The organism is Enterovirga sp., from assembly GCF_035325185.1.
In the GTDB taxonomy this organism is placed as follows: Bacteria; Pseudomonadota; Alphaproteobacteria; order Rhizobiales; family Beijerinckiaceae; genus Enterovirga.
Genome location: NZ_DAOLAJ010000008.1, coordinates 1 through 14,703, shown reverse-complemented (window position 1 = coordinate 14,703; position 14,703 = coordinate 1). Strand labels below are relative to the sequence as shown.

At 68.3% G+C, this 14,703-nt stretch carries 16 protein-coding genes; 4 read left to right on the top strand and 12 right to left on the bottom strand.

All coding sequences use genetic code 11. The features are described from left to right. Positions 1–17 precede the first annotated feature (17 nt). From PKD06_RS02940 to PKD06_RS02925, 4 genes are all read right to left on the bottom strand, one after another. Positions 18–746 (bottom strand): amino acid ABC transporter ATP-binding protein, encoded by a 729-nt coding sequence (locus PKD06_RS02940; RefSeq protein WP_324377500.1) that lies wholly within the window; start codon positions 744–746, stop codon positions 18–20. Between the two features lie 114 nt (positions 747–860). After that, on the bottom strand, positions 861–1,553 hold the full coding sequence (locus PKD06_RS02935) for an ABC transporter permease subunit (protein ID WP_324377499.1): 693 nt from the start codon (positions 1,551–1,553) through the stop codon (positions 861–863). A gap of 9 nt (positions 1,554–1,562) precedes the next feature. After that, the gene (locus PKD06_RS02930; protein WP_324377498.1) at positions 1,563–2,297 is read right to left on the bottom strand and encodes an amino acid ABC transporter permease; all 735 of its coding nucleotides are present in this window, start codon (positions 2,295–2,297) and stop codon (positions 1,563–1,565) included. Between the two features lie 62 nt (positions 2,298–2,359). After that, the gene (locus PKD06_RS02925; RefSeq protein ID WP_324377497.1) at positions 2,360–3,262 is read right to left on the bottom strand and encodes an amino acid ABC transporter substrate-binding protein; all 903 of its coding nucleotides are present in this window, start codon (positions 3,260–3,262) and stop codon (positions 2,360–2,362) included. Between the two features lie 153 nt (positions 3,263–3,415). Between PKD06_RS02925 and mobA the strand changes: the two genes are divergently transcribed. Continuing rightward, positions 3,416–4,048, top strand: coding sequence for a molybdenum cofactor guanylyltransferase MobA (gene mobA, locus PKD06_RS02920; RefSeq protein ID WP_324377496.1), 633 nt, complete (start codon positions 3,416–3,418; stop codon positions 4,046–4,048). 60 nt (positions 4,049–4,108) lie between these two features. Here the strand turns inward: mobA and PKD06_RS02915 are convergent, their stop codons facing one another. From PKD06_RS02915 to PKD06_RS02885, 7 genes are all read right to left on the bottom strand, one after another. Beyond that, on the bottom strand, positions 4,109–5,917 hold the full coding sequence (locus tag PKD06_RS02915; protein ID WP_324377495.1) for an IlvD/Edd family dehydratase: 1,809 nt from the start codon (positions 5,915–5,917) through the stop codon (positions 4,109–4,111). A gap of 132 nt (positions 5,918–6,049) precedes the next feature. Beyond that, positions 6,050–6,568, bottom strand: a complete 519-nt coding sequence (locus PKD06_RS02910) for a DUF305 domain-containing protein (protein WP_324377494.1) — start codon at positions 6,566–6,568, stop codon at positions 6,050–6,052. Between the two features lie 113 nt (positions 6,569–6,681). After that, positions 6,682–7,098, bottom strand: a complete 417-nt coding sequence (locus tag PKD06_RS02905; RefSeq protein ID WP_324377493.1) for a hypothetical protein — start codon at positions 7,096–7,098, stop codon at positions 6,682–6,684. A 32-nt stretch (positions 7,099–7,130) separates the two neighbouring features. Beyond that, on the bottom strand, positions 7,131–7,562 hold the full coding sequence (locus tag PKD06_RS02900; protein ID WP_324377492.1) for a PAS domain-containing protein: 432 nt from the start codon (positions 7,560–7,562) through the stop codon (positions 7,131–7,133). Positions 7,563–7,587: 25 nt separating this feature from the next. Continuing rightward, positions 7,588–9,210: an acyl-CoA synthetase gene (locus tag PKD06_RS02895; protein ID WP_324377491.1), complete on the bottom strand. Its 1,623-nt coding sequence runs from the start codon at positions 9,208–9,210 to the stop codon at positions 7,588–7,590. An 85-nt stretch (positions 9,211–9,295) separates the two neighbouring features. Continuing rightward, positions 9,296–10,312: a TRAP transporter substrate-binding protein gene (locus PKD06_RS02890; RefSeq protein WP_324377490.1), complete on the bottom strand. Its 1,017-nt coding sequence runs from the start codon at positions 10,310–10,312 to the stop codon at positions 9,296–9,298. Positions 10,313–10,449: 137 nt separating this feature from the next. Further along, positions 10,450–11,661: an alpha-hydroxy acid oxidase gene (locus PKD06_RS02885; RefSeq protein WP_324377542.1), complete on the bottom strand. Its 1,212-nt coding sequence runs from the start codon at positions 11,659–11,661 to the stop codon at positions 10,450–10,452. 181 nt (positions 11,662–11,842) lie between these two features. On the opposite strand from PKD06_RS02885, the gene PKD06_RS02880 reads away from it, so the two are divergent. The 3 genes from PKD06_RS02880 to PKD06_RS02870 all read left to right on the top strand — a co-directional run bounded on the left by PKD06_RS02880 (position 11,843) and on the right by PKD06_RS02870 (position 13,549). Further along, positions 11,843–12,541, top strand: coding sequence for a L,D-transpeptidase (locus tag PKD06_RS02880; protein ID WP_324377489.1), 699 nt, complete (start codon positions 11,843–11,845; stop codon positions 12,539–12,541). A gap of 75 nt (positions 12,542–12,616) precedes the next feature. Next, on the top strand, positions 12,617–13,333 hold the full coding sequence (locus PKD06_RS02875; RefSeq protein ID WP_324377488.1) for a L,D-transpeptidase: 717 nt from the start codon (positions 12,617–12,619) through the stop codon (positions 13,331–13,333). 54 nt (positions 13,334–13,387) lie between these two features. After that, on the top strand, positions 13,388–13,549 hold the full coding sequence (locus PKD06_RS02870; protein ID WP_324377487.1) for a hypothetical protein: 162 nt from the start codon (positions 13,388–13,390) through the stop codon (positions 13,547–13,549). Positions 13,550–13,786: 237 nt separating this feature from the next. Here the strand turns inward: PKD06_RS02870 and groEL are convergent. After that, positions 13,787–14,703: chaperonin GroEL (groEL, locus tag PKD06_RS02865; RefSeq protein WP_324377486.1), on the bottom strand; the 917-nt coding region annotated here is incomplete at its 5' end.

Sequence of the window (14,703 nt, the reverse complement as noted above, 5' to 3'; positions counted from 1 at the left end):
CGGCGGGCTCTTCCGCCTCAATGCGACAGGATCTTCGAGAGGAAGTGCTGGGCGCGCTCGCTGCGGGGCTTGCCGAAGAAGTCCTCCTTGTCGGCATCCTCGACGATCTCGCCCTGGTCCATGAAGATCACGCGGTCGGCGACCTTGCGGGCGAAGCCCATTTCGTGGGTCACGACCATCATGGTCATGCCCTCCTTAGCGAGGGCGACCATGACGTCGAGCACCTCGTTGACCATTTCCGGGTCCAAAGCCGAGGTCGGCTCGTCGAAGAGCATCACGATCGGGTCCATGCACAGGGCGCGCGCGATGGCGACGCGCTGCTGCTGGCCGCCCGAAAGCTGGCCCGGGAATTTCTGCGCATGCGCGGCGAGGCCGACGCGCTCGAGCAGCGCCATCGCCTTCTTCGTCGCCGCCGCCTTGTCGCGCCCCAGCACCTTGACCTGGCCGAGGAGCAGGTTGTCGATGATCTTCAGATGCGGGAACAGCTCGAAATGCTGGAACACCATGCCGACGCGCGAGCGGAGCTTGGGCAGGTTCGTTCCCTTGTCCTTCAGCCCGACCCCGTCGACATGGATGTTGCCTTCCTGGAACTCCTCGAGGCCGTTGACCGTCTTGATCAGCGTCGACTTGCCCGAGCCGGAGGGGCCGCAGACGACGACCACGTCGCCCTTCTTCACGCTGGTCGTGCAGTGCTTCAGGACGTTGAAGTCACCGTACCATTTGGAGACGTTGTCGATCTCGATCACGGGCGGCCTCGACGATTAGAGCATGCTGCGGAAAAATGGGATCCGGTTTTCCGATAACAGCATGCGTGACAACAACTTAGAGCATATTCCGCTTCCGCGGAAACGGAATATGCTCTAACGGATGATGGCGATCCGGGCCTGGAGTCGCTTGACCAGCCAGGACGCGGCGAAGGAAATGATGAAGTAGACGAGGGCGGCGAAGATATACATCTCGACGAGGCGCCCGTCCCGCTGGGCGACCTTCGAGGCCGCGCCCAGGAAGTCGGGAAGCGAGACCACGTAGACGAGCGAGGTGTCCTGGAACAGGATGATCGTCTGCGTCAGGATCACCGGCAGCATGTTGCGGAAGGCCTGGGGCAGGATCACGTAGCGCATCGACTGCCAGTAGTTCATCCCGAGCGCGAAGGCCGCGGCCGGCTGGCCGCGCGGGATCGACTGGATGCCCGCGCGCATGATCTCCGAGAAATACGCCGCCTCGAAGATCGTGAAGGTGATCAGCGCCGAATCGAAGGCGCCCACCGGCACCGGGCTCGACGTGCGCATCACCCATTGCAGGATGTAGGGGACGAGGAAGTAGAACCAGAAGATCACGAGCACGAGGGGAAGCGAGCGCAAGAAGTTCACATAGCCCGCGCCGATGATCCGCAGCACCCTGTAGCTCGACAGCCGCGCCATCGCGATGAGCGTGCCGAGGATGACGCCGCCGATCGTGGCGAGCGCCGTCAGGAGGAGCGTGAAGGTCAGGCCCTCCTTGAGGAGGTAGGGCAGCGAGCGGGCGATGACGCCGAAGTCGAAATCCGAGAACATCGCGCGCCCCTATTTCTTCAGGACGCCGAGGCCGGGCACGGCGAGGCGCTTCTCGAGGAGGCGCATCGCGACCGTCACGACGATGTTGAGGATGAGGTAGAGGATCGTCGCGGCCGTGAAAGCCTCGAAGACCTGGAACGAATATTCCTGCATGGCGCGGGCGCGGGCCGTCAGCTCGAGGAGCCCGATCGTCAGCGCGACGGAGGTGTTCTTGATGGTGTTCAGGAATTCCGAGGTCAGGGGCGGCAGGATGATCCGGTAGGCCTGCGGCAGGATCACCTGCATGTAAGCCTGCGGCAGGGTGAGGCCGAGGGCCGTCGCCGCCATCATCTGCCCGCGCGGCAGGGCCTGGATTCCCGCGCGAAGCTGCTCGCCGACGCGCGAGCCCATATAGAGGCCGATGCCGATGATGGCGGTGTAGAGCGGCGCGTTGGGAAGCTGCTTCAGCCACAGCCCGAAGGCGCGCGGCACCAGCTCGGGCATCACGAAATACCAGAGGAAGAGCTGCACCAGGAGCGGGATGTTGCGGAAGATCTCGACATAGGCCGCGGCGAGGGGCGAGAACCAGCGGCCGGGGAGCGAGCGCGCGATGCCGAGGACCGAGCCGACCGCCAGCGCCACGATCCAGGCGCCGGCGGAGGTGATGATCGTCCATTCGAGCCCGAGGAGCAGCGTGTAGAAGTAGGTGCCGATCCCCTCGGGCGATTGCTCGAAGAGGATGCCCCAGTTCCAGTTGTAGCTCACGCGCCCCTCCCCGCCTGACCGCACCGATGGGCGCGGAGGCCGAGGCCTCCGCGCATGAAGCCTCAGTAATGGGCCGGATCGGGGCTGTCGCTAGGGTTGGCGAAGTTCCTCTCCAGCGCCTTGCTGAGCGGGACGTTCAGGTTGAGCCCGCGCGGCGGGATCGGCGACAGGAACCACTTGTTGTAGATCTTGACGATCTCCGGGCTCTTGTAGAGCGCGGCCGTGGCGTCGTCGGCGACCTTCTTGAAAGCCGCGTCATCCTTGCGCAGCATGATGCCGTAGGGCTCGGGCAGCGAGAAGGCAGCCTCGGGGATCACGTAGGCGTCGGGCTGCTTCGAGCTGGCGACGAGGCTCGACAGCAGGATGTCGTCCATCACGAAGGCGACCGCGCGGTCCGTCTCGACCATCAGGAACGCCTCGGCATGGTCCTTGGCCGGCAGCACGGTGATGCCGAGGTTCTTCTGGGTGTTCACCTCGTTGAGCTGCTTGATATTGGTGGTGCCGGCGGTCGAGACGACCGTCTTGCCCTTCAGTCCCTCGATCGTGGTGATGCCCGAGGACTTCTTGGTGACGAAGCGGCTCGCCGTGAGGAAATGCGTGTTGGTGAAGGCGACCTGCCGCTGGCGGTCGACGTTGTTGGTGGTCGAGCCGCATTCGAGGTCGACGGTGCCGTTGGCGATGAGCGGAATGCGGGTCGCGGAGGTGACCGGGTTGTACTTCACCTCGAGCTTGTCGAGCTTCAGCTCCTTCTTCACGGCGTCGACGATCCGAAGGCAGATATCCATCGCGTAGCCGACGGGTTTCTGGTTCTCGTCGAGATAGGAGAAGGGAATCGAGCTGTCGCGATAGCCGAGCGTAATGGCACCCGAATCCTTGATCTTCTTCAGCACGCCTTCCTGCGCCGAAGCGCCGGTCGCCGCGACGGCGCCGATAGCCGCCAAGGCGGCCAGGGTCCATTTCCTCATTGCTTGGCTCCTCTGGAATATCTGGGCTGCCCGCGAAACGAAGCAGCACGGGAGTTTGTCAGGCCCGGACATGAGCGGTCTCGCACGGCTCATGCAAGGGCGGGGCCGCATCGTGCGCACGTTGTGGGCGCTCTGACAACTTGGGCTAAAGTCGTGCTTTCGGATGAGGTCGATGCCGTGGGTGAAGAGAGGCCGGTCATCGGCGCCGTCCTGGCCGGCGGACAGGCCCGGCGCATGGGCGGAGGCGACAAATGCCTCCTTCCCGTCCTCGGCCGGCCGATCCTCGCCCATATCGTCGAGCGTCTTTCCCCGCAATGCGGGTATCTGCTCCTGAACGCCAACGGCGACCCGGCGCGCTTCGCCGCCTTCGGCCTGCCGGTCGTGGCCGACGAGGGGGAGAACCGGGCGGGACCGCTGGCCGGGCTTCTCGCGGCCCTGGACCACGCCGCGGCGATCCGTCCGCAGGCGCGGGACGTCCTGACGGTTCCGGGCGACACGCCCTTCCTGCCGCGCGACCTGCGCGCACGGCTCGAGGCGGCGAGGCGGGAGACGGGAGCGGCCATTGCCTCAGCAGCCTCCGGGGGGCGGACGCACCCGGTCGTCGCGCTCTGGCCGGTCGGCCTCCGCAGCGACCTGCGCCGCGCCCTCGCGGAGGGCGAGCGCGCCGTCGCCCGCTTCGCCCGCCGCTATCCGCTCGCGATCGCGGAATGGCCCGCCGAGCCCGATCCGTTCCACAACGTGAACACGCCCGGGGACTTGGCCGCCGCGGAAAGCCGGGGGGATTGACGAGGCGCGCCCTCCCTCCCCCCACGAAGTGGCGGGGAGGGTGGAGTCGGCGGCGATCGGTCAGTGATTGTCCCGCGGCACGCCCATGGTCTGGGCGACCTTCTGGTATTTCACCGCCGGCTTCAGCACCATGCCCTGGTCGAGCTGGTCGACGATGCCGCGCTGGATCTCCTGCCAGGGGGTCTGCGAGGCCGGATAGGCATAGCCGCCGCGCTGCTTCAGATCCTCGCGGCGGCGGTCCAGCTCCTCCTTCGGCAGGAGGATGTCGGCCGTGCGCTTCCTGAGGTCGATGCGGATGCGGTCGCCCGTCTGGAGAAGCGCGAGGCCGCCGCCCGCCGCCGCCTCGGGCGAGGCGTTGAGAATCGAGGGCGAGCCCGAGGTGCCGGACTGGCGCCCGTCGCCGATGCAGGGCAGCGCGTGGACGTTGCGCTTCAGGAGTTCCGCCGGCGGATGCATGTTCACGACCTCCGCCGCGCCCGGATAGCCGATCGGCCCCGCCCCGCGCATGATGAGGATCGTCTTCTCGTCGATGCCGAGCGCGGGATCGTCGAGCCGCTTGTGGTAATCCTCCGGCCCGTCGAAGACCGCCACCTTCCCCTCGAAGGCCATGGGATCGGCGGGATTGGAGAGGAAGCGGTCGTTGAACTCCTTGGAGATCACGCAGGTCTTCATGATGGCGCTGTCGAACAGCGTGCCCTTGAGGTTGAGGAAGCCCGCGCTCTTGAGCATCGGCTCGCCATAGGAGCGGATGACGTCGCGGTTCCAGCTATGCCGGCCGCGATTGTTCTCGCCGATCGTCAGGCCGTTGGCGGTGACGGCGCCCTCGTGGACCTTGCCGGCATCGATCAGCTCGGCCAGCACGGCGGGCAGGCCGCCGGCCCGGAAATATTCCTCGCCGAGCCATTCTCCCGCCGGCTGCATGTTGACGAGGAGCGGGATGTCGAAGCCGATCCGCTCCCAGTCGTCGTTGTCGAGCGGCACGCCGATATGCTTGGCGATGGCGTTGATATGAATCGGCGCATTGGTCGAGCCGCCGATGGCGGCGTTGGCGACGATCACGTTCTCGAACGCCTCGCGGGTCATGATGTCGGAGGGCTTCAGGTCCTCCCAGACCATCTCCACGATGCGCCGGCCGGTGCGATAGGCGGCCTGGCCGCGCTCGCGATAGGGCGCGGGGATCGCCGCCGAGCCCGGCAGCGACATGCCGAGCGCCTCGGCGAGCGCGTTCATGGTCGAGGCCGTGCCCATCGTGTTGCAATGGCCGACCGAGGGGGCCGAGGAGCCGACGATGTCCATGAATTGCTGGAAGTCGATCTCGCCCACCGCGTGGCGCTCGCGCGCCTTCCAGACGACGGTGCCGGAGCCCGTCAGCTCCCTGCCCCAATAGCCGTTCAGCATCGGCCCGACATTCAGCGAGATGGCGGGGATGTTCACGGTCGCGGCCGCCATCAGGCAGGCGGGCATGGTCTTGTCGCAGCCCGTCAGCAGCACGACGCCGTCGAGGAAATAGCCGTAGAGCACCTCCACCAGCGAGAGATAGGCGAGGTTGCGGTCGAGGCAGGCGGTCGGGCGCTTGCCGGTCTCCTGGATCGGATGGCAGGGGAACTCGAAGGCGACGCCGCCCGCCGCCGTGATGCCGTCGCGCACGCGCTTGGCGAGCTCGAGATGGTGGCGGTTGCAGGGGGAGAGGTCGTTGCCGGTCTGGGCGATGCCGATGATCGGCTTGCCCGAGCGCAGCTCCTCCGGGGTGATGCCGAAATTCACGTAGCGCTCGAGATAGAGCGCGGTCATGTCCGGGTTGTCGGGATTGTCGAACCATTGACGCGAGCGCAGCTGGTCCGGCGTGATGCGGCGGGTCTTCTCTGCCATGGCGAAACACTCTCCCAGGGCTGCTTCGGCTGCGGGCAGCTTGGAATGGTTGTGAACCGCGGTCCCTCTGAGATCAACCGCGCCGCGCGCGCACCTGCTTCTCCCTTCGAAGGAGAGAAGCAGGCGCGCGGATCAGCGGGAGGAGGCGGGCGGCGCGCCGGAGCCCGGATACCAGGACTTCCCGGCCCGCTCGCCGAGCGAGCCGGGATTGCTCTCGGGCGGGGTCCGGTAGGAGTTCCAGCGGACGACATGGGCCGGCCCGGCCGAGGCGGCCACCTCGACGCCGCGCCCCGCGAGCCAGGCCCGCATCTCGGCGATCTCGCGCTGCTGCTCGACGATCACCGATTCGGCGAGCTGCCGGGTGAAGGGGTCGCGCGCATGGCGCAAAGCCACCTTCGCCATGTCGATCGCGCCCTGGTGATGGGGAATCATCTGGACCCGGAAATCGATATCCGGGTCGCCCGTATAGGGCTGGTTCATGGCGGCCATCATCCTGTGGTGGACGGCCATGAACTCGCGGACGGAGGCGTTCTGCGCCTGCCCGGCAGCCTTGGTTCCGGGGCCGCCATGACCGTGATGGTGGCCCTGCGCGCGGGCTGTTTGCGGGACGAGGACCAAGGCGGCGAAAGCGAATGCAAGAGCGGGTTTCATGTCGAAGCTCCGGGAATCGTTCGGTGTGTCTGACGGGGCCGCGCGACGGCGCGGCCGTTCGGCGCCATCGAGGCGCACGCAATTGCCCGTTTCCCGGCAGGAGCCGGGACGCGTCAGACGATTCGGGGAGGCTTCGAGGGAGTTTCGATCACGACGCGCGGGGGAGGCGCCTGACTGAAGGCCGCGAGACGGCCCCGCCGTGCCGACGGCACGGCGAGAACGGCCTCCGGGGGAAGCGAGACGCAGATGGGGCAGCCGAGGCCCGCCGTGCAGCAGGCCGCATGATGCCGGGCTCCGTGATGTCCCGCCTCGGTCAGCCCGGCGAGGAACAGGGCGCGCACCGTCCCGATCGAGAGGGCCGAGGCGATGCCGGCCTCGCGGGGAACGAACGCCTCTGCGGAGGCGCCGGGGTGCCGGTGCGCGCCATGGCTGTGCGGCCCATGCGCCCGTGCGGCGGGCGAGAGGCAGAAGAAAGCCGCGCCGAGCAGAACGGCCAGAAGCAGCCGGATATGATGCGGCAAACCGCTCATCGGCTCCTTGTGGACCGGAGACGGGAGGCAGATCAACCTGGGACTGCCGCCTGCCCGGCAAGCCTGCGCCGGAGCGCCCGCATCTCCTCGAAGCGGGCCGTGACGTCGCGCATCACGGCCGCCATTCCCTGCATGGCACCGGCCTCGTCCTTCAGCGAGACGATGGTGAACTCGATCGAGAGCCGGCTGCCGTCGCGGCGCATGCTCGGCACGGAGAGGAGGTCGCCGCGCCCGTAGCGGCTCTCGCCGGTCTCCATCACCTTGCGGTATCCTTCCCAATGGCGCGCGCGCTGACGCTCGGGGATGATCAGGTCGAGCGATTGCCCGAGGGCCTCGGCGGCCGTGTAGCCGAAGATGCGCTCCGCGCCGGGATTCCAGAAGGTGATGAGACCCTCCCGGTCGCTCGCCACGATGGCGTCCGATTCGGTGGCGAGCAAAGCCCGGGCGATCTCCGTCTCGTTCATAAGCGCCTCTCCCGCCGGGCCCGGCTCAGGCCGGCGCCCCGTCGAGAGGCAGCAGGCCCCGCGCCTCCAGCTCGGCCCTGATGTTCTTCTTCGTGATCTTGCCGTAGCCCGATTTGGGCAGCTCGTCCCAGAAAAAGATGCGCTTCGGAAGCTTGTATCGGGCGACCTTGCCCTCCAGCCAGCCGAGCAGCTCCGCCTCGCCCAGCTCCGCGCCCGGACGCAGCACGCAGACCGCGACGCCGACCTCGCCCCAGGTCTGGTCCGGCACGCCGAGGATCGCCGCCTCGGCCACGGCCGGATGCGTCAGGACCTTCTCCTCGGTCTCGCGCGGATAGACGTTCGAGCCGCCGGATATGTACATGTCCGAGGCGCGGCCGGTGATGTAGAGGAAGCCCTCCTCGTCGAGATGGCCGAGATCGCCGGTGCGGAACCAGCCGTCCCGGAACGATTTCGCATTGGCGTCCGGGTTGTCGTAATAGCCCGCGAAGACGGCGGGTCCGCAGACGCAGATCTCGCCCTGCCGGCCGGGCGGCAGCTCGCGGCCCTCCTCGTCCTGGATCGAGACCTGCATGCCGGTGCGCTCGTAGCCGCAGGTGCCGATGCGGGCGGCGGGGCCGTCCTCGACCTCGTGCAGGGAGGGCGGCAGCACGGTGATGTTGCCGGTCACCTCGCCAAGGCCGAAATACTGCACCAGAACCTTGCCGAGCTTCCCCAGCGCATGCTTCTGGTCCTCGCGATACATCGGCGCGCCGGCATAGATGACGTAGCGCAAAGAGGAATGGTCGTGCGCGTCCACGGCCGGATGCTCGGTCAGCATCTTCACGATGGTCGGCACCGTGAACATGTTGGTGACGCGCCACTTCTCCACCAGCCGCCACGCCTCGGCGACGTCGAAGCGCTCGCCGGGAAGCAGGACCGTCTTCGCCCCGCGCGCGGCCTGGGCGAGCTGGTGGACGCCCGCCCCGTGCGAGAGCGGCGCGACGACGAGCGAGGCGTCGCGATGCGTCGTGCCCGGCATCAGGTCGCAGAGATGGTTCGTGACGACGAAGGCCATCTGGCCGTGGGTGAGCACCGCCGCCTTCGGCCGCCCGGTCGTGCCGGAGGTGAAGAAGAACCAGCAGGGATCGTCGTGCAGGACGTCGGCGACGGGGACCGGCCGCCCGTCATGCGCCACGACGAGCGCGTCGTAATCCTCGCCGAAATCCGAGAGGCCGATCGAGACGACGAAGCGGATCGCGGGGGCGGCCGCGCGGGCGGCGGCGGCATGGTCCGGGAATTCGCACCCGCAGATCATCGCGCTCGCGCCGCTCGCCTCGGCGAGATAGGCGACTTCCGCCGCGGTCTGGCGGAAATTCGTCGGCACCCAGACGGCGCCGAGCCGGAAACAGGCGAACATGGACTCGAACATCTGGTTCGAGTTCCGGGCCTGGACGAGCACGCGGTCGCCCTTGGCGACGCCGCGCTCCGCGAGCGCCGCCGCCATGGCGTCGACCCGCCGGTCCATCTCGGACCACGTCCAGCTCTCCTCGCCCCGGACGAAGGCGATCTCGCCGCCATGGCGCATCGCGTTCCGGCGCAGGAAATGGGACAGGTTCATCACCCGCTTCGTGCAGGGCGCGACCCCGCCCCTCGGGGCTTCGGCGGTCATCGGATGGTGTCCTCGCATCCGCAGGCTGATGGATGTTGCGGGGCGCCCCTCCACCGCCCTGCGCATGGTGGAGGGGCTTCCCCGCCTAGGACAGCTTGCCGACCGCCCTCTCGAGGATGGCCCAGGCTTCCTCGCCGTATTTGCCCTGCCATTCCTTGTAGAAGCCCGCCGCGCGCAGCCTGTCGCGGAAGGGAAGCGGATCGGGCTGGTTGAAGGCGAGCCCCTTGCTGGCCAGATCCTGCTGGAGATGGGCGTTGAGCTTGGCGACGTCCGCCCGCTCCCTCACGCCCGCCTCGTTGATGTGCTTGGCCGCGATCTTGCGCACGTCCTCGGGCAGGCGCTCCCAGGCGCGCCGGTTGGCCAGGAACCAGAAGCCGTCCCACATATGATTGGTGAGGGAGCAGTATTTCTGAACCTCGAAGAGCTTCGCGGTCGCGATGATGGCGAGCGGGTTCTCCTGGCCGTCGACGACCTTGGTCTGCAACGCCGAATAGACTTCGTTGAAGTTGATCGAGACGGGCGACGCCTCGAGGGCCTTGTACATCGACGTCCAGAGGGGCGAGGGCGGCACGCGCAGCTTCAGGCCGCGCAGATCGTCCGGGGTGACGATCGGCCGATTCGAGGTGGTCGTCTGCCGGAAGCCGTTGTCCCAGATCTTCTCCATGGCGACGAGCCCGGCCTTGGAGATCTGCCCCCGCACATAGGCGCCGAGATCGCCGTCCATCGCCTGCCAGACCGCGTCGTAATCCTTGAAGGCGTAGCCCATGCCGTTGATGGAGGCGGCCGGCACCAGCGTCGAGAGGATCAGGCCCGAGAGCGTGAAGAACTCGACCGCGCCCGAGCGGAGCTGGCTCAGCGTGTCCGTGTCCGAGCCGAGCTGGCTCGTCGGGAAGATCTTGATCTGGAGGCGCCCGCCCGTCTCCTTCAGGATGGCTTCGGCCATCTCGCGCGCCCGCACGTTCATCGGGTGGGTATCGGGCAGGTTGTTGGCGTATTTGTAGGTGAATTCCGGAGCCTGGGCGCGGACGACCTGGGGCGAGGCGATGCTGCCGATGGCGCCCGCGCCGCCGAGCGCGAGCAGGTGACGGCGAGACAAGGACATTTCCAACTCCCTGGCAAGATTGTCGCCGGAGCGCGGCGGCGCGACGGCGTTGCGCGGGAGGGCTACCGGGCTTCGCCTTCCGGTTCAAGCCATTCGTAAGAACGAGGCCCTCGCCTGCGCCTCCCGGAAACGGCGGCCTATTCCGCCGCGGACCGCGCCGCCGTGTCGGGCCGGGAGCGCGACAGGAGGTCGCCGAGATCGGCGATGATGCGCGCATCGACCTGGCGCACGTCGCGCAGGCCGCACATCGCCATGGTGACGTCGAGTTCCTTGCGGATGATGTCGAGGCATTGCGTCACGCCGGCCTCGCCCCCCGCGCCCAGCCCGTAGAGGAAGGCACGGCCGATGAAGGTGCCGTGCGCGCCGAGCGCCAGCGCCTTGATCACGTCCTGGCCCGAGCGGATGCCCCCGTCGAACAGCACCTCGATGCGGCTGCCGACCGTCTCCACGACCGCCGGCAGGGCCGAGATCGAGGAGAGGGCGCCGTCGAGCTGGCGCCCGCCGTGGTTCGAGACGATGAGCGCATCGGCCCCGCTGCGGGCCGCCATCTCCGCGTCTTCCGGGTCGAGGATGCCCTTCAGGATCAGCTTGCCGCCCCACTGGTCCTTGATGCGCGCGACGTCGTCCCAGGACAGGCTCGGATCGAACTGCTCCGCCGTCCAGGAGGAGAGCGAGGAGAGGTCGCCCACGCCCTGCGCATGGCCCACGATGTTGCGGAAGGTGCGCCGCTGCGTGCCCAGCATGCCGAAGCACCAGCGCGGCTTCGTGGCGAGGTTGATCAGGTTGCTCAAGGTGGGCTTGGGCGGCGTCGAGAGGCCGTTCTTCACGTCCTTGTGGCGCTGGCCGAGGATCTGGAGGTCGAGCGTGAGGACGAGGGCCGAGCATTGCGCCGCCCGCGCCCGCTCGATCAGCCGGCCGATGAAGTCGCGGTCGCGCATCACGTAGAGCTGGAACCAGAACGGCTTGTCGGTATTCTCGGCGACATCCTCGATCGAGCAGATGCTCATGGTGGAGAGGGTGAAGGGCACTCCCGCCTTGGCGGCGGCGCGGGCGGCGTGGATCTCCCCGTCCGCGTGCTGCATGCCCGTGAGCCCCGTGGGCGCGATCGCGACGGGCATCGCCACCGGCTCGCCGGCCATGGTCGAGGCGAGGGTGCGGTTCGTCATGTCCACCGCGACGCGCTGGCGGAGCTTGATCTTCGCGAAATCGGTCTCGTTGGAGCGATAGGTTCCCTCCGAATAGGAGCCCGAATCGGCGTAGTCGTAGAACATGCGCGGCACGCGCCTCTGCGCGAGCCGCCGCAGATCCTCGATGCAGGTCGCGGGGCCCGGGGAGAAGAGGCGGGCCAGGGGAGAGGACGGCTTCGTGGAAGAGGGCGCCTTGGCGCCCGGCATCGAGGTGGACATCGGCGAACCTTCGGAACAGCTCCTGCGGTCGTCTCGTAGCAGGCGCCGCGACGCGCGTCAGCCGCAACCGGACGTCAACCATCTTCGCGCATCGTGACAGGCGAGTTGCGTTCGGAGCGCCGTCATGCGTCATCCCACCCGCCGCGCCGCCCTCGGGATGGCGCTGGCTCCCGCAGGCCTCGCAGGCTGCGCCACCCTGCCCGATTTCGGCACCGCGGCGAAGAGCGGCTCCCGCCAGGGACAGGGGCCGATCGAGACCCCCGACTATGCCAAGGTCTATGGCGCCCTCCCGCACGAGAAATTCAAGGTGGCGGCGCTCGACGTCTCGGTGATCGATCCCGCCTTCCTGCGCGCCGACATCCCCTATGTCGGGCTCGAGCCTCCGGGCACGGTCGTGATCGATCCGCCCCGCCACATCCTCTATCTCGTCACCTCGCCCGGCCGCGCGCGCCGCTACGGCATCGCGGTCGGCCCCATGGCGCGGGGCTTCTCGGGCGCGGCCACGGTGGCGGAGAAGCGTTCCTGGCCGGAATGGCCCCTCTCCCAGGCCGTCGCCTCCGGCGGCGGGATCGGCTGGGCGCAGCTCGCAAAGCCCGCCGCCACGGCCGGCGCGATCCCCGGCGGGCCCCGCAGCCCGGCCGGCGCGCGGGGCCTCCTCCTCGCCGCGGCGGGGCGGAGCAGCGATTTCGTCATCCACGGCACGCCGAACCCGGAGACGGTCGGAACCGATGTCGGGACGGGCTGCATCGCGCTGATCAACCAGGACGTCATCGACCTCTCCGACCAGGTGCAGGTCGGAACGCGCGTCGTCGTGCTCGCCTGACCGGGGAGAGTCAGGGTCAACGAAATCTAAAGCCCCGGGGCTCTAGAAGCCGGGAGCGGGCGTTCGGAGCCGGTCATGTCAGTCACGCGTCGGGCAGTGTCGTTCCTCGGCCTCGGTGGCCTCGCGGCGGCCCTCGCCGCCTGCTCCTCGGACAGGGCCATGCCGGTCTTCGGCAGCGTCGCGCCCGAGACGACCGCCTCGCTCCCGCCCCCGAAGCTGACGCCGCGCTCAGCCGAATTCAACAGCATCTACGGGCCGATCACCGGGGAGCCCTTCCCCGTCGCGGCCTTCGACTACACCCTGATGGCGCCCGAGCATCTGCGCCGGAACGTGCGCTACGCGACCGCCGAGGCACCGGGCACGATCGTGATCGAGCCGCAGAACCACTCGCTCTATTACGTGGAAGGCGGCGGGCGGGCGACCCGCTACGGGGTGGGCGTCGGCCGCGAGGGCTTCCTCTGGAGCGGCGAGGCCAAGGTCGCGGTCCGCCGCTCCTGGCCGGACTGGATTCCCCCTCGCGAGATGATCGAGCGCGACCCGACGGTCGCGCCGCGGCTCGTGCAGACCCCGCGCGGCATGGGCGTCCCCGGCGGCCCGGACAGCCCGCTCGGCGCCCGCGCCATGATCCTCGCGGCGAACGGGCGCGATTCCGGCTACCGCATCCACGGCACGACCGAGCCCCAGACGATCGGCACCAATGTCTCGTCCGGCTGCATCCGCATGATCAACCAGGACATCATCCATCTCTACGGCCGCACGTTGCAATCGAACCGCGTCGTCGTGATGGCGTAGCTGGAAACCTCCGCGCGGCGGAGGGGTTGTCTCCGTGCAGCCACGGAGGAGCCGATGAACCAGCAGCAGGGCTGGACGCTCGATGCGATCCAGCAGCTTCGGGAAATGGCCCGGGAGCGCATTCCCGTCACGGTCATGAGCCTCAAGCTGAAGCGGCCCGTCGAGGCCGTGCGCGCCAAGCTCGCGCAGATCGGCCTCACGGGCGTGGAGAGCTGATACGAATCCGGCGGGTCGGCTCGGCCTGCTTCTTCTCGAGCGTCATGGCCGGGCTTGTCCCAGCCACACACGCCTTGCTCGTGGATGGCCGGCACAAGGCCGGCCATGACGCGCGGGAAAGAACGGGCCGGTCTGATCTGGGATACGGCAATGAAAAGGGCCGGCTTTCGCCGGCCCTTCGCATTCGGGGAACGGTCCCGGCTCGCGCCTGCGGCGCGTCCGGGATGACGGATGGACTTAGAAGTCCATGCCGCCCATGCCGCCCATGCCGCCGCCGGGCATGGCGGGAGCCGATTCCTTCTTCGGCGCCTCGGCGACCATGGCCTCGGTCGTGACCAGGAGGCCCGCCACCGACGCCGCGTCCTGGAGAGCCGCGCGAACCACCTTGGCCGGATCGACGATGCCGGCCTTCAGCATGTCCACGTACTCTTCGGTCTGGGCGTTGAAGCCGTAGGTCTCGCCGCCGTTGTCGAGGATCTTGCCGACCACGATCGAGCCTTCGACACCCGCATTCTGCGCGATCTGGCGGATCGGCGACTCGAGAGCCTTGAGCACGATATTGATGCCGGCCTGAACCTCGGCATTGTCCGACTTCACGGCCTTGGCGGCCTTCTTGGCGAGGAGCAGGGCGACGCCGCCGCCGGGGACGATGCCCTCTTCCACGGCCGCGCGGGTCGCGTGCAGGGCGTCGTCGACGCGGTCCTTCTTCTCCTTCACCTCGACCTCGGTCGAGCCGCCGACGCGGATCACCGCGACGCCGCCCGCGAGCTTGGCCAGGCGCTCCTGGAGCTTCTCACGGTCGTAGTCCGAGGTGGTCTCCTCGATCTGCGCCTTGATCTGGCCCACGCGCGCCTCGATGTCGGCCTTGGAGCCGGCGCCGTCGATGATCGTGGTGTTCTCCTTCTCGATGCGGACGCGCTTGGCGCGGCCGAGCATCTGGAGCGTCACGTTCTCGAGCTTGATGCCCAGGTCCTCGGAGATCGTCTGGCCGGCGGTCAGGATCGCGATGTCCTCGAGCATGGCCTTGCGGCGGTCGCCGAAGCCCGGAGCCTTCACGGCCGCGACCTTGAGGCCGCCGCGCAGCTTGTTGACGACGAGCGTCGCGAGAGCCTCGCCCTCGATGTCCTCGGCGACGATCAGCAGCGGCTTGCCGG

What these genes read in the sequence shown, in the direction of transcription:
- PKD06_RS02935 (WP_324377499.1), bottom strand. Translation starts at nt 1,553, where the DNA reads ATGTTCTCGGATTTCGACTTCGGCGTCATCGCCCGCTCGCTGCCCTAC.
- PKD06_RS02925 (WP_324377497.1), bottom strand. Translation starts at nt 3,262, where the DNA reads ATGAGGAAATGGACCCTGGCCGCCTTGGCGGCTATCGGCGCCGTCGCG.
- PKD06_RS02915 (WP_324377495.1), bottom strand. Translation starts at nt 5,917, where the DNA reads ATGGCAGAGAAGACCCGCCGCATCACGCCGGACCAGCTGCGCTCGCGT.
- PKD06_RS02910 (WP_324377494.1), bottom strand. Translation starts at nt 6,568, where the DNA reads ATGAAACCCGCTCTTGCATTCGCTTTCGCCGCCTTGGTCCTCGTCCCG.
- PKD06_RS02905 (WP_324377493.1), bottom strand. Translation starts at nt 7,098, where the DNA reads ATGAGCGGTTTGCCGCATCATATCCGGCTGCTTCTGGCCGTTCTGCTC.
- PKD06_RS02900 (WP_324377492.1), bottom strand. Translation starts at nt 7,562, where the DNA reads ATGAACGAGACGGAGATCGCCCGGGCTTTGCTCGCCACCGAATCGGAC.
- PKD06_RS02895 (WP_324377491.1), bottom strand. Translation starts at nt 9,210, where the DNA reads ATGACCGCCGAAGCCCCGAGGGGCGGGGTCGCGCCCTGCACGAAGCGG.
- PKD06_RS02890 (WP_324377490.1), bottom strand. Translation starts at nt 10,312, where the DNA reads ATGTCCTTGTCTCGCCGTCACCTGCTCGCGCTCGGCGGCGCGGGCGCC.
- PKD06_RS02880 (WP_324377489.1), top strand. Translation starts at nt 11,843, where the DNA reads ATGCGTCATCCCACCCGCCGCGCCGCCCTCGGGATGGCGCTGGCTCCC.
- PKD06_RS02875 (WP_324377488.1), top strand. Translation starts at nt 12,617, where the DNA reads ATGTCAGTCACGCGTCGGGCAGTGTCGTTCCTCGGCCTCGGTGGCCTC.
- PKD06_RS02870 (WP_324377487.1), top strand. Translation starts at nt 13,388, where the DNA reads ATGAACCAGCAGCAGGGCTGGACGCTCGATGCGATCCAGCAGCTTCGG.